This window comes from Prevotella sp. BV3P1, assembly GCF_000479005.1.
GTDB lineage: Bacteria > Bacteroidota > Bacteroidia > Bacteroidales > Bacteroidaceae > Prevotella.
In genome coordinates, this window is sequence record NZ_AWXC01000007.1 from 126,664 (window position 1) to 140,247 (window position 13,584).

The following is a 13,584-nucleotide window of genomic DNA, read 5'->3' on the forward strand; positions in this document are numbered from 1 at the left end:
GGTGGATAGTCCTTTTTCGGGCGGTTGATACTTGATTACTTTACTTTGGTTTTAGTGGTTGCCCGTTTGTTTCTACGGACTTGGGTGTGTCCGTTGCGGATTGGCTGTACCTTGTACCGCCGTGCGCGTGGTGTGATGCTGTCTTACGTTTTCATTTCCATTCTTTTTTAGCCGTTATACATAGTCCCGAATATTGAACTCGTCAATGTTGTCGGGTACGGTAAATTCCTTTTTCGGTTTCTTCAGCCGGACTTCGATAAGCCCCTTGATGCGGATGCTCAGTTCCGTCGAGCCGGACATCAGTTTCTCGTACAGTTCCGTTCCTTCCATATCGGAGAAGACCTTTGCCGCACGTTCCCGTTCTGCCGTTGTCGCTTCCGGGTTCTTGGCAGCTCTGACCGCATCGTCTATCTCGTCAAAACTGCTTCCCGTAGCTCTTGGTGTGTCGGGCGTTCCGTCCTCCGGTTCATCCTCCCCGAACTCCAGTTCCGAAGGCGGGATGCTCGTGAAGGTTTCATCGAGTTTTTCCTCCGGGACTTGTGCCGGGTGGGACACGGTTTCCGTGTTTCCGTCGTCAAAAGTAGCCTCTTCCTCCGACAGCTCAATGCCTTTTTCCGAAGTGGCGGCTTCCTGCGTCGGTATGGCAGCGGTTGTCCGGGTTGATGCCATCCTGAAACGGCTCTTGCCGATGATGTCCGATGTTTCTGCGGGAGATGCCTCCCGTACCGTTTCCTGCTTTGCCGCCATGCCGTCCAGCGACCTCCACAGTCCGGCAATGCCTTTAAGGAAGCGGACGAATCTCGTTTCCATGATGCGGTCGTAGAGCAGCAGGAACAGGAACCACAGGTTACAGCCGACCGATACGGCCAGCAGAATGTCAGTCATGCTTATTGTTCCATTCATGTGCGTTCTCTTTTAAGGGTTAGAATACTGCATCGTAATTCCTGGCGTAAAGGCTCTTTATCGCCTCTTCGCACTGGTTGAAGTGGTGCGTAAGCACATGGTCGATGTAGGCGGACAGCGAAAGCCTGTCATGCCCGATAACGCGGGTGATGCGCATGATGCGGTCGTGGTACTCCGGGCGCACGTATGCCATCTTCCCCTCGCGTGCCTTTACTTCGGGTTCACGGATGAAAAGCCGTTCATAGTCCTTTTCGCCGCATTTGCCGCTTACCGGCACGGGCGACAGGATTTCCACACTCGCCTGCACTTGGGCAAGCATACTTCCGCCGTCATGGTGCGGACTTCTGTTTTTCTGATTCTTTTCCTGATTCATATTCATATTAAGTCTTCACGTTGTTTCTTGTACAGTTCGTTTATTTTCTCCTTGTGCTGTTCCAGATGTTGGCGCAGCACGGTGTCCACGTAGCCGCCTACCGAGATTTCCCGTCCGGCGATGTCGTTCACGATTTTAAGAATCTTGCTGTGTACGTCGCGGCTGATATAGACGCACTGGCGTGTCTTTATCTCGTTGCGGCGAAGGAACAGACCGGAATAGTCGTCCTCCTGCCGTTTGCGGCGGGCGGTGTCTTTCTGCACCTTCTCCCTTGACGGGGATGCCGTGGGCGGCGGTTCCGTTTCCGGGACGCTCTCTTCTTCGGGGGCAGGTACGGGCGGCTCCTGTGCGCGGTACAGGGTCCCGTCCTGCTTGCGTCTGCCGATGGAGGCTATCAACAGTTCCTCGTCAATGCCTTCGGTGTTCACTTTCCTGCTGCCCATGCTCATTGAGGTTTGATGATACGGCTGATTTCTTCCGAGAACTCACGGATACCGCTCCCTTTCAGAAGGGACACATCCATCGGGAAGATGGTAGAGCGGAATACGCTCTTGCGCTCTTCCGAGAGGTCACGCCGGAACTTCTTGCTGTCGGGCAGGCGGGTGGACAACACCGACAACCCCATTTCGGCAATCACATCTTCATACAGGTCGTACAGCCCGTTCTTCTCCCTGCCGTCCACCATCGTCCAGAACAGGTACAGCCCTTTTGTTTTCGCCTGCCCCGTCGTCATGAGGTTGTCACGGAACATCACGGCGAATTGCAGGGTGCTTTCCACGACAAAGCGGTCGGCACTCATGGGCGCGAAGATGTAATCCATCTGTGAGAGGGTCTTTACCACACCGTTGCTTTTCAGCGTTCCCGGCATATCGAAGAACACGATGTCCGGTTTCGCATCTTCTTCGGCAAGCATCCTTTCGGCATCGTCAAGGGCGTTGAGGGCGTCGCTTGCAATGACCGGATAGGCGTTCTTTTTTATTTTGCGGAAATGGTCACACGCGAGTGCCTTGAAATAGAGGCTCTCGTCGATAAGTTTCGTTTCGCGTTCGCGCAGCCCGTGGATGCTGTGTTGCGGGGCGTCGCAATCTATGACGGCGACATTGTGACCTTGCACGTTGTGGAGGTAGCTGGCGGCAAGAGCCGTGACGGTCGATTTTCCGATACCTCCCTTTTGTGTTGCGAATGCAACGAAGATTTCATTACTCATGGTTCTATTGCTTTTAATGGTTGATGAATTGTTTTCCTGTTCCTGTACGGAAGCGGTGACATACATATCCGCGTCCGTGAATCATTATCCGGGCGGTTCGTCACGTATCCGCTTCAATGGTGAAGCCGGGATTCGGATAACCGATGAATGACGGCATTGCGTCATGAAGTCATTGAATCCGTGAATCACCGCGTCACTGGAAAACCGGGTATCCGACGGTTCGGATATTCGGTTTGGCAAATATCCGCCGAAGCGGTTTGCCGGGTATCTGAAAGTTCCTTTTTCCATATCTTCAAATCGTTCGTTTCTTGAATCATGCTGCAAATAAACAAGGATATTTTTGAATCCGTATCACTTCTCCGGCAAGTGGCAGCACGTTGCGCCGGTTGGCACTGATTGTCCGGGTCAAGCCTCTGTCCGATACCGCGTTAAGGGCGTAACTTTGCACCCGAACGGCAGGGTTCGCCGCAGGTGGCGCAGCCCGGAGTTTGAAAGGCATTCCCCCAATCCGTCCCCGACGGATTTTTATGTTCCTCTGAACATAGCAAGGTATGTTTTCAGCCGCTCAAAATATTTTGAGCAGCCACGAAAACGCCTTGCCCTTGCAGGGGGCGGGCTTACCCTCCGAAGTCGGGAAGCCTCTCAAACCGGCGGTGTCTGTGCCTCGAAGCGGCGGCTTATGCCGTCAAACCGCTAAATCCAAAGTAATATGAGTGAAAAAAGAAGAAACAAAGGCGGGAGAAATCCCAAACTCGATCCGGCGGTGTTCCGCTACACCGTCCGTTTCAGCGAGGAGGAACACAACCGTTTCCTCTCCATGTTCGAGAAGTCGGGCGTTTACGCCAAATCAGTTTTCCTGAAGGCGCACTTCTTCGGACAGCCGTTCAAGGTGCTGAAAGTGGACAAGACGCTGGTGGATTACTACACCAAACTGTCCGATTTTCATGCGCAGTTCCGCGCGATAGGTACAAATTACAACCAAGTTGTGAAGGAACTGAGGCTGCATTTTTCCGAGAAAAAGGCGATGGCGTTGCTTTACAAGCTGGAACAACAGACCGTAGAACTTGTGAAACTGAGCCGTAAAATTGTGGAACTTTCAAGAGAAATGCAGGAAAAATGGTCGCAAAAATCAGTGTAGGAAACTCGTTGTATGGCGCACTTGCCTACAACGGGGAGAAAATCAACGAGGCGAAAGGGCGGCTTCTGACAACCAACCGCATCTACAATGACGGCACGGGAACGATGGAAATCCATAGGGCGATGGAGGACTTTCTCGCTCTGATGCCCGTTCGGTCGAAGGTGGAGAAACCGGTGGTGCATATCTCACTCAATCCGCATCCCGACGATATTTTGACGGACACGGAGCTTCAGAATATCGCACGGGAGTATCTGGAGAAGATGGGCTTCGGCAACCAGCCGTATCTCGTTTTCAAGCACGAGGACATCGACCGCCACCATCTGCATATTGTGACGGTCAGGGTGGACGAGAATGGCAGGAGCATAGACACCCGGAACAATTTTTACCGGAGCAAGCAGATAACACGCGAACTGGAACGAAAGTACGGGCTACACGACGCGGAACGCAAGAACCGCCGTCTTGACACGCCGCTACACAAGGTGGACGCCTCTGCGGGCGACGTAAAGAAGCAGGCGGGAAATATCGTCAAGGCTATCAGCGGGCAGTACCGCTTCCAGACGATGGGCGAATACCGCGCACTCCTTTCCTTATATAATATGACGGTGGAGGAAGCGCATGGCAATGTGCGCGGACGTGAGTATCACGGGCTGGTCTATTCCGTCACGGACGACAAGGGCAACAAGGTCGGCAATCCGTTCAAGTCCTCGCTGTTCGGGAAGTCTGTGGGCTACGAAGCCGTGCAGAAGAAGTTTGCCCGTTCCAAGCAGGAGATTAAGGACAGGAAACTTGCCGACATGACGAAACGCACCGTCCTTTCCGTACTGGAAGGCACGTATGACAAGGAGAAGTTTGTAGCCACCCTCAAAGGAAAGGGCATCGACACCGTACTGCGCTACACGGAGGAAGGGCGCATCTATGGAGCCACATTCATCGACCACCGCACGGGCTGCGTGTTGAACGGCTCACGCATGGGCAAGGAACTTTCCGCCAACGCCTTGCAGGAACACTTCACGCTGCCTTATGCCGGACAGCCGCCGATTCCGATCTCCGTTCCGGTGGAGGAACCGGAGAACAGGCAAGGATATTCCGGAGGGGAATACGAAAGCCATTCCAGTGGCATGAACCTGTTTGCCCCCGAAGGTTCGGCAGTGGACGCTGAAGAGGAAGCCTTCATCCGGGCGATGCAGCGCAAGAAGAAAAAGAAGAAGCGCAAGGGCTTGGGGACGTAATCAGGAGTATCAACAATCAAAAAAATCAATGTATGTCACAGCAAGAAGACGATTTGAGGGCATTGGCGAAAATCATGGATTTTCTGCGTGCCGTGAGTATTATTTTAGTGGTCATGAACGTGTATTGGTTCTGCTATGAAGCCATCCGGCTTTGGGGTGTGGACATCGGCGTGGTGGACAGAATACTGATGAACTTCAACCGCACGGCGGGGCTGTTCCGTTCCATCCTGTACACTAAACTGTTTGCCGTTCTCCTGCTTGCCCTGTCCTGTCTGGGGACAAAGGGCGTGAAGGGTGAGAAAATCACTTGGGGACGAATTTGGACGGCTCTTGCCGTTGGCTTCGTGCTGTTCTTCCTCAACTGGTGGATACTGGCATTGCCGCTGCCGATAGAGGCGGTGACGGGACTGTATATCCTGACCGTTGGCGCAGGCTATGTCTGCCTGCTGATGGGCGGTCTGTGGATGAGCCGCCTGTTGAAGCACAATCTCATGGACGATGTGTTTAACAACGAGAATGAGAGCTTCATGCAGGAAACACGGCTCATAGAAAGTGAGTATTCGGTCAATCTGCCGACACGGTTTTACTACAAAAAGCGTTGGAATAACGGCTGGATCAATGTCGTGAATCCCTTTAGGGCTTCCATTGTATTGGGTACGCCGGGCAGCGGCAAATCCTACGCAGTGGTAAATAATTTCATCAAGCAGCAGATTGAAAAGGGCTTCTCGATGTATGTGTACGACTTCAAATTCAGTGACTTGTCCACGATAGCCTACAATCATCTGCTGAACCACCCGGAGGGCTACAAGGTGAAACCGAAGTTCTATGTGATAAACTTCGACGACCCGAGACGCTCACACCGTTGCAATCCCATCCACCCGGATTTCATGGAGGACATTACGGACGCTTACGAGAGTGCGTACACCATTATGCTCAACTTAAATAAAAGTTGGGTGCAAAAGCAGGGCGACTTTTTTGTGGAATCGCCCATCATCCTCTTCGCGGCTATCATCTGGTATCTCAAAATTTTCCGGAATGGCAAGTATTGCACGTTCCCCCATGCCATTGAGTTTTTGAACCGCCGCTATGAGGATATTTTCCCGATTCTGACCTCTTACCCGGAACTGGAAAACTACCTTTCTCCGTTCATGGACGCATGGCTCGGAGGTGCTGCGGAGCAGTTGATGGGACAGATTGCGTCGGCTAAGATTCCGCTCTCGCGCATGATTTCCCCGCAACTCTATTGGGTAATGTCGGACAGCGAGTTTACGCTGGACATAAACAATCCCGAAGAGCCGAAAATCCTGTGCGTGGGTAACAATCCCGACCGTCAGAATATTTACGGTGCGGCTCTCGGTCTGTATAACTCCCGTATCGTAAAGCTCATCAACAAGAAGGGGATGCTGAAGTCGTCGGTTATTATAGATGAACTACCGACGATATATTTCAAGGGGCTGGACAACCTTATCGCCACCGCACGAAGCAACAAGGTTGCCGTGTGTCTGGGCTTTCAGGATTTCAGCCAGTTGGTACGCGACTATGGCGATAAGGAAGCCAAAGTCGTGATGAACACCGTCGGCAATATCTTCTCCGGGCAGGTGGTAGGCGAAACTGCCAAGACGCTATCCGAACGCTTCGGAAAGGTCTTGCAGAAACGGCAGTCCATATCCATCAACCGGCAGGATGTTTCCACCTCCATCAATACGCAGATGGACGCGCTTATCCCGCCAAGCAAGATTTCCGGCTTGACGCAGGGTATGTTTGTCGGTTCTGTGTCCGATAACTTCAACGAGCGTATCGAACAGAAGATTTTTCACTGCGAGATTGTCGTGGATGCAGAGAAGGTGAAACGCGAGGAAAAAGCCTACAAGAAGATACCCGTCATTACCGACTTCACGGACGAAAACGGTAACGACCGCATGAAGGAAACGGTGCAGGAGAATTACAGGCGAATCAAGGAGGAAGTCAAGCAGATTGTTCAGGAGGAACTGGAACGGATTGCCAACGACGAAAATCTGAAACATCTGTTACAGCAGAAATAACATAGCTGACGGGGTACAATGAAAACGGGCGGAGCAAAGTGTCAAACTTGTTCCGCCCAATATTAAGTAGATTATTACCAAGTCGCTAAATATAAAGCAAAAACAGATGATGCGATATTGTTTGTCAGCAACTGTTTTTGCTTAGAACAATTTATTTCTCCAACAATCAATATCGTCTGATGGAACGGCTATCCATAACAATTTCTTAGGTCGTGTACATGCAACATACACAATGCGGAGTTCTTCATTATTGTCAACAGAATACTTTGCAGGATTATTCAAAATCGTTGTATAGTTCGTGTGGACAGCTTTTTTAGACAGAAATACTAAAATAGCCTCTAATGTCATACCTTTTACCGAATGAATTGTTTTCAGGTAAGGTCGTTCTTGCCGAAATTGATGATTTACTGTTCTAAAAAGGGATTCAATACGGACATTAGCCTTTCCCAAATCAACAGTTAGATTTATGCCCATTTGTTGAAGTTTCGTAATCCAATTAGACAGTGTATCATTCGTTGAAGGTAATTTTTGAATAAAATCAAACATCTCTGCTCTATGTCTTCTAAACCCTACTTCCGCTATTTCTCTTCGCATAGTACTTGAGGAAACATACCGAACTCGCTTTGTGATTTTATAGCAGCCTTTTTCTATAAGAGATAGTCCGTCAGTATATTTCCCATGATCAATCAAATATTTTCCATATACAATATCTCTAACGCCGTAATGCCCGTTTATCCACGGACTATTCTGTCTTGATGAATTATCATTGTTTACTAATCCAAAGTTTGTCTCGCCAAACTTTTGTCCTCGAAATACAACTGCATATTCAGATTCATCCAATCCCATCTCATTGCATTTTTCGATGAAATGATTCGTAATTTGATTGACTGATTCTGGAGTGTCGAGATGACCTTTAATACATGGCTCGTCTGTGTAATCTTTGTCGCTTGCTATTGAACACATTTCATTTCCAGAGAAATGATTAGCTAATTGACATATTTTTTCGGAGCTACGTCTATTTTCCGACAGATCTAATGAATGCCAATCTGGACTATTGTATTTCTCCATAAATAAATGTGGATTGGCAGTATTCCATTCAAAAATAGCTTGGTCAGGATCCCCAATCAACATAATAGATTCTGCTCCGCACTGAGATAATTTATCAATTATAGCCATTTGCAACTCTGTTGTGTCTTGAGCTTCATCAATTATTAAAATCGGGAATCGACGAACAATATTTTGTGCTATTGAAGGATATTTATCTAATATTCTGAATGTAAAATATATTGCATCTGCCTGATTGACCTTGCCTGCATTGAAATGTTTCCATTTCATTTCTTTCAATTCAGATATAACCTTTTTGGGTGAACCATCTTTCTTATTGGGATTATCCCAATCTGCTTTTCCGAAATGATATGCCTGATATGGGGCCAATCGCAATAATTGATCATTAAGCCCAAACGATATGAGATCGAAATAGTAGTTGGCATCACGAGATGTAATTATTCGTTCACCAAGCTTACCTCTAATATATCTTGTTTGGGTCGGATCATAATCGAACCATTTGTTAAACGTGGTTCCTACTATTTCAGGACGATAATTGCATCCCATGACTAAATGAGCATAAGGCAAAAATATGTACGTATTTATAAAACTATCAATCGTCCCTATAAATGAAGGATAATCTATATTTCGACAACCGAATGTCTCTTTAAGTTCTTTTTGTATAACCTCACATGCGGTGTTGGTAAAAGATATGGCTGCAATTCCTTGATGTCTCGATAGATTATTCTCTTGTAAAAGTTTTGCCATACGCGCAGCCACAGAGAAAGTCTTTCCACTTCCCGGACAAGCTTTCACGACAATTCTCGGCTCGTTACAATCAACAACAGCTTGTTGTTGTGCTGATAATTGAATATCCATACTTTTATTCTGAGGGTGCTACAAACAAAATAGCATCCTTTATATAATCAGGTACATCGAACGCTACTTCAGTTTCTAATCTATCACAGAGTTGTAAGGCAAATTCCGCTTTATCCTTATTAGATTTGAGTTTTTTCATTAAAGTAGAGGCATTAAAATCACCTCTTAAATCATTTGTTTGAGCGTGCATTTTTCGATATACATCTCGCATTATACTCTTGTTGTGTTCCGATTGCTCAAACAAGTCATATTCAAGGGTATGTGGAGCCAAACATACTTTCAGGTTTTGTCCCTCTAAATCTTTAGCTTTTTGCGCTCTGTCGGATTTGTCTTTATCTTCTTCGGGATCGCTGTCTGTAATAATCGCACATTTTGACAAAAGTCGCTTGCTCTCATCATCATTGTTGAATAATAACCCAAAATGATTGAATGCGACCCCTCCAATATTAACTAATTCGATTCCACTTTTACACAAGTCTATTTTCTCAGAGAGAAATTTTTTAGCAAGAATTGGTATAATAATCGCTTCTGCGACACCTTCTACCAATAATACACCGTTAGCAAAAAATAACTGTGCTTTTGTTGTATCTAAAAACTTTCGCAGATGCCGTTTGCTCTCAGCCGGATAATCACTTTCCGTTAATTTACCAAATGAAAATGATTGTACGATGTTTTGTTTTCGTTGTAAAACCGAAATATTATTAACATCCGATTTCGCCGTAATCGTCGGAGAGTGCGATGTTACAAATACTTGAAGTCCTTTGCTTTGTAGTTCATTCAGATATTCAAAAAACGTATTCTGATATTGTGGATGCAAATGTGCTTCGGGTTCTTCTACCAGCAATGCATTATAGATTTCCAGCGCATTATCTTCGCATCTATTGATAAGGTCACCTAACACCACAGACGTAAAAATAAGATTATTTTCGCCCAATCCATTTTGATACAATTCAAAATATTTTTGTTCTTGACCATCCTCGATCGTTTTGTACACCGGACATTTTAATTCGACACCTCGTACCACATCGGAAAATTTCCGCCCAACATAACGCATTTCTATATTAGGATGTTTGCGAGTTATTCCCGTCCCTTCAAGATGGGCGTTGACCTTACTTTTTCCTGTTGTTAGAATATGTTTCCAATCCGAAGCGTCATCTTCAAAAACATGGTACAAGTTTTTAGCGAGCAAATCTTTTCTTTCTTCATTTAACTCAATCTCTTCCTCTCCTTTATTGTATTTTGTAAGTTGATTAAATAATTGAGATGTCTTATTGTCGTAAGAATAAGGACGTAGACAGCTTACAGCATCTCTTAGTGGACTTAAATATGTATAAAAGATTTCTTGCAAAGATTCGTAAGGAACCTGCTGTCCTTCATTATCTCCACCCCATATCATCCGTTTGAAATATTTTTTCTTCCCATTATTTTCTTGGATGAATTTCAAATGTAATTGTATTGTTTGCTTGGCTGGATCTTCTTTATCTTGCGATATGAAATCATAGAAACATTCTCTTTCAATCAGAGCATCTCCAAATTCAAATGTCAAGTCAAATTGTATTGTCGTATTGTTTTCAGTTGGAACTGTGGAATTGACGTGCAAATCGCTTTCTTGAATATAGATATAATTGTCTGGTTTTCCACATCCGAGACATATGCGCAGAGCATCTATAATTGCAGTCTTACCTGAATTATTTTCTCCTATCAGAATATTTATTCCATTCTTGAAATAGAGAGTAATATCATCAAATACTCTAAACTGTCTGATATGCAAACTACTCAAATACATGTTTCTATATTTTTTTGTTTTTATACAAACTCCAAATAATTCTCCCTGTTTACAACATGGAACTCGGCATGGGGATATGCTTCTTGAAACACTTTCGGAGCATTGGGCATCTTGTTTCCCCATTTGAACTCCAAAGCCGTCAAACTGTCTGCACACTCTTCGATCAAGTCTATTTCTTGCTTATCGTAAGTGCGCCAGAAATAGAACTCCTTATGCAGTCCTTCGTTGAAATTCGCCTTACGACGCTCTCCGATGATGTAGTTCTCCCACAATGCACCGACGTCCTGTCGAATGGCCAATGGTGAAAAAGCACCTATAATCGCATTTCGAATGCCATTATCGTAGAAATACCACTTTCCGGCTTTTGTCACCTCCTTGCGAAGGTTACGCGAGTAAGCCCCAAGACGATATATAACGAATACTTTTTCCAAGAGGTCAAGATATTTTTCAACCGTCGTTTTGCTCATACCGAGCTGTTTACCTAACTCATCGTAAGAAACTTCGCTGCCCAACTGAAAAGCTATCAATCGTAGCAAATCGCGCATCTTACTCGAATTTTTTAGGCCGTCAATTGCTAAGATATCTTTAAGCAGGTATGCACCAACAATATCGCGTAGGTAGTCTGTTTTTCGTTCATAGTTCTCCATCATTACTACTTCAGGATATGAACCGTAAATTAAACGGGCTTCGAGATTCTGACGAGTTTCAAATGGGGTTTCTATTTGCGCTATTTCCCGTTGCGAAAAAGGGGTAAGTAGAAATTGCGTACTGCGACCAACCAACGGTTCACCAGTCTTATTCAGTAAATCGAATGACGATGAGCCACTTGCCAAGACACTTATTCCCGGTATTTCATCAACTATCAACTTCAGAATACTACCGATTTGTGGTATATTCTGTGCCTCATCAATAGCCAGCAAATCGATACCATCCAATAAATGCCGATAATTGGCAATTGAGCGATTCTCCAACAGTGCTAATGTATCGTAGTCTTCGCCGTTGAGCATCATCGTCCTACCTGAATAGTTGTCCACAATTTTACGCATCATTACCGTTTTACCAACACGGCGAGCACCAAAAATCAATACTGCTTTATTAGGCGCGATTCGTGCTGTAATCTTCTCTTGAAGTATTCTATTTACTGTCTCCATACCTTGATAAATTATAGTGCAAAGATAATCATATTTTTTTAATTGGCGAATTTTATATAAAAAACAGACTATGAAATGGCGATTTTTACAACTCCAATCTTAAAGCGCTTCTTTCACCGTTCGTAGTAATTATTAATTTTGATAGCACGAATGGTTCTATTATTTACCAGACATAATACTTTACAATATATCATTAGCAGGTTGAAAGGTTTCATATCGAACTAATTAGCATGTAATCAAATGTAAACGAAAAAGACAGGAATGCTCCATCCTGTCTTTTCGTATATGTATACTTGCTATCTTCTCATGCGCTCCATCTCTTCGTCACGGAGCATCTTCTCGTTCAGTTTTTCCTGCATTTTGTCAAGGAAATAGGTGCGACTCTCGTTCTTCCGGCGTTTGATGTCGATGTAGAAACGGTAGCAGTCCTTTGATTCCACACCGAATATCTTGTACAGAAGTGGGGCAAGCTGTTTGAGCGGCATATTGCCGTTGTTGATACAGCCCATCTCGTTGATGCCGTATATCAGCTCCACGAGGTCGATGGCGTTGCCTGTCCATTGCAAGGGTGAGGCGGTATTATCGTTTGTGTTGTCGGTGGATGTTTGGATAGGGATTAGTGGCGGCACTTGGGGAGCGGCAAGAAACTTCTGCATCTTCCTTACGAAAGAGAGAGCCTTGCTGACATAGTTGGCTATTTCCTTCTTTTCTTCGGGAAGGTTATGCACGGGATGATGCTGTAACTCGATTTCGATGTAAGCCAATGCGATGATGGTCCGGTTCGTGTCCGGGCTGCCGATACACAGTTCAATCACTTGGGTGGCGAAAGCCGTGTATGCTTTTTCCATATTGCAGTCCCCGGCTTCGTTTATCCGGCGGAAGAAATCGGTTTCCGCCAATAAAAAATAATTCATGTCCTGTCAATTTTGAAATTTTACACTCTGTTTTCGGTATGCGCACATGAATAGTATTGGCAAAAATCGCGACCAAAAAGCAAAAAATCCGGCACGGTCTTTACAACGTACTGGATTTCAGCGCAATAATAATTGATATTTTTTATCCGGCATGAATTATGGCTGTCTTAAAATGTTCTTTTTCAGAACATTGCTTTATTAAACGGATTATAAAAGTGTTCTTCTATGGAACATCCCGGCTATTTCATGGTTTCCATGCGTGTGTAGATGCTCCGGTACACACCGTTGGAATAACTCTTTTGTGAGGAGAGTGTCCAGCGTGCTTCGGGCAGTGCCGACTTGAAAAAATGCCGTCCCGTTCCCGATATGAAAGGCACGGTATATAGGATAATCTCATCCACCACCCGCATACGCAACAGCCCGTTGATATAGTCCGAATTATCGGGAGTGGCTTCTGCGAGATAGCAGATGTTTGTATTGTCTTTCCGCCATTCGTCCAACATGGAGATGGAGTAGTCCGGCGTGACATGGTAAAGCGCGTTTTCCCTTATTTTGTCAATATCGCAGCGGTCAAGGCGTAAATCCTCATACGCTTTGCCATATAATTCTGAAGAATGACACCCGTCCATCGTGAGGACGGCAAGAATCTGAACTTTACCCATAGTCTTTTTCCTTTCGTTGGGCAAGGTGCAAAAAAGTAGCGTGCAATCCACACTACTTTCAAGCGACGGCTCTGGTAAAGCCTTTTACGGAGAGTACGTGAATGCACGCTATGCGTAGGCATAGCATAAGCATCACGCAATCGTCTCCGTAGTGTCAATTTACCAGATTTTCGCTCGAAACGCCTTGCGGTCTTATGTTATATATCGGCGGCGAAAGGCTCTCCTATCGCCGTTTACCTTCAAATGTTCATGCAAA

General features: G+C 45.7%; 12 protein-coding genes. 3 read left to right on the forward strand and 9 right to left on the reverse strand.

Features of this window, described 5'->3' with window-relative positions; genetic code table 11:
• Positions 1-174: 174 nt before the first annotated feature.
• From HMPREF1254_RS01705 to HMPREF1254_RS01720, 4 genes are read right to left on the reverse strand one after another with little or no spacing between them, the layout of a single operon-like run.
• Positions 175-903 (reverse strand): hypothetical protein, encoded by a 729-nt coding sequence (locus HMPREF1254_RS01705; RefSeq protein ID WP_023056858.1) that lies wholly within the window; start codon positions 901-903, stop codon positions 175-177.
• A gap of 19 nt (positions 904-922) precedes the next feature.
• Entirely contained in the window at positions 923-1,276 is a 354-nt protein-coding gene (locus HMPREF1254_RS01710) for a DUF3408 domain-containing protein (RefSeq protein WP_032578905.1), read from the reverse strand.
• A gap of 2 nt (positions 1,277-1,278) precedes the next feature.
• Positions 1,279-1,719, reverse strand: coding sequence for a DUF3408 domain-containing protein (locus tag HMPREF1254_RS01715; RefSeq protein WP_008653334.1), 441 nt, complete (start codon positions 1,717-1,719; stop codon positions 1,279-1,281).
• A gap of 2 nt (positions 1,720-1,721) precedes the next feature.
• Entirely contained in the window at positions 1,722-2,483 is a 762-nt protein-coding gene (locus tag HMPREF1254_RS01720) for a ParA family protein (protein WP_005809222.1), read from the reverse strand.
• A 709-nt stretch (positions 2,484-3,192) separates the two neighbouring features.
• Between HMPREF1254_RS01720 and mobA the strand changes: the two genes are divergently transcribed.
• Genes mobA through mobC form a run of 3 tightly spaced genes read left to right on the forward strand, consistent with a single transcriptional unit; the run spans position 3,193 to position 6,892 of the window.
• Entirely contained in the window at positions 3,193-3,621 is a 429-nt protein-coding gene (mobA, locus tag HMPREF1254_RS01725) for a conjugal transfer protein MobA (RefSeq protein WP_023056993.1), read from the forward strand.
• Entirely contained in the window at positions 3,600-4,850 is a 1,251-nt protein-coding gene (mobB, locus tag HMPREF1254_RS01730; protein WP_023056867.1) for a conjugal transfer protein MobB, read from the forward strand. Before mobA ends, mobB begins: the two co-directional genes overlap by 22 nt.
• A 32-nt stretch (positions 4,851-4,882) precedes the next feature.
• The gene (mobC, locus tag HMPREF1254_RS01735; protein ID WP_023056957.1) at positions 4,883-6,892 is read left to right on the forward strand and encodes a conjugal transfer protein MobC; all 2,010 of its coding nucleotides are present in this window, start codon (positions 4,883-4,885) and stop codon (positions 6,890-6,892) included.
• A 141-nt stretch (positions 6,893-7,033) separates the two neighbouring features.
• On the opposite strand, the gene HMPREF1254_RS01740 is transcribed toward mobC, so the two are convergent.
• From HMPREF1254_RS01740 to HMPREF1254_RS01760, 5 genes are all read right to left on the reverse strand, one after another.
• Positions 7,034-8,815, reverse strand: a complete 1,782-nt coding sequence (locus tag HMPREF1254_RS01740) for a UvrD-helicase domain-containing protein (RefSeq protein ID WP_023056936.1) — start codon at positions 8,813-8,815, stop codon at positions 7,034-7,036.
• A 4-nt stretch (positions 8,816-8,819) separates the two neighbouring features.
• A complete protein-coding gene (locus tag HMPREF1254_RS01745; RefSeq protein WP_023056982.1) occupies positions 8,820-10,601 on the reverse strand; it encodes an ATP-dependent nuclease in 1,782 nt (593 codons plus the stop codon).
• A gap of 20 nt (positions 10,602-10,621) precedes the next feature.
• Positions 10,622-11,752: an ATP-binding protein gene (locus tag HMPREF1254_RS01750; RefSeq protein WP_023056866.1), complete on the reverse strand. Its 1,131-nt coding sequence runs from the start codon at positions 11,750-11,752 to the stop codon at positions 10,622-10,624.
• 296 nt (positions 11,753-12,048) lie between these two features.
• Entirely contained in the window at positions 12,049-12,666 is a 618-nt protein-coding gene (locus HMPREF1254_RS01755) for an RteC domain-containing protein (protein WP_032578779.1), read from the reverse strand.
• A 239-nt stretch (positions 12,667-12,905) separates the two neighbouring features.
• On the reverse strand, positions 12,906-13,328 hold the full coding sequence (locus HMPREF1254_RS01760; RefSeq protein ID WP_008653350.1) for a dihydrofolate reductase family protein: 423 nt from the start codon (positions 13,326-13,328) through the stop codon (positions 12,906-12,908).
• Between the last annotated feature and the right edge of the window lie 256 nt (positions 13,329-13,584).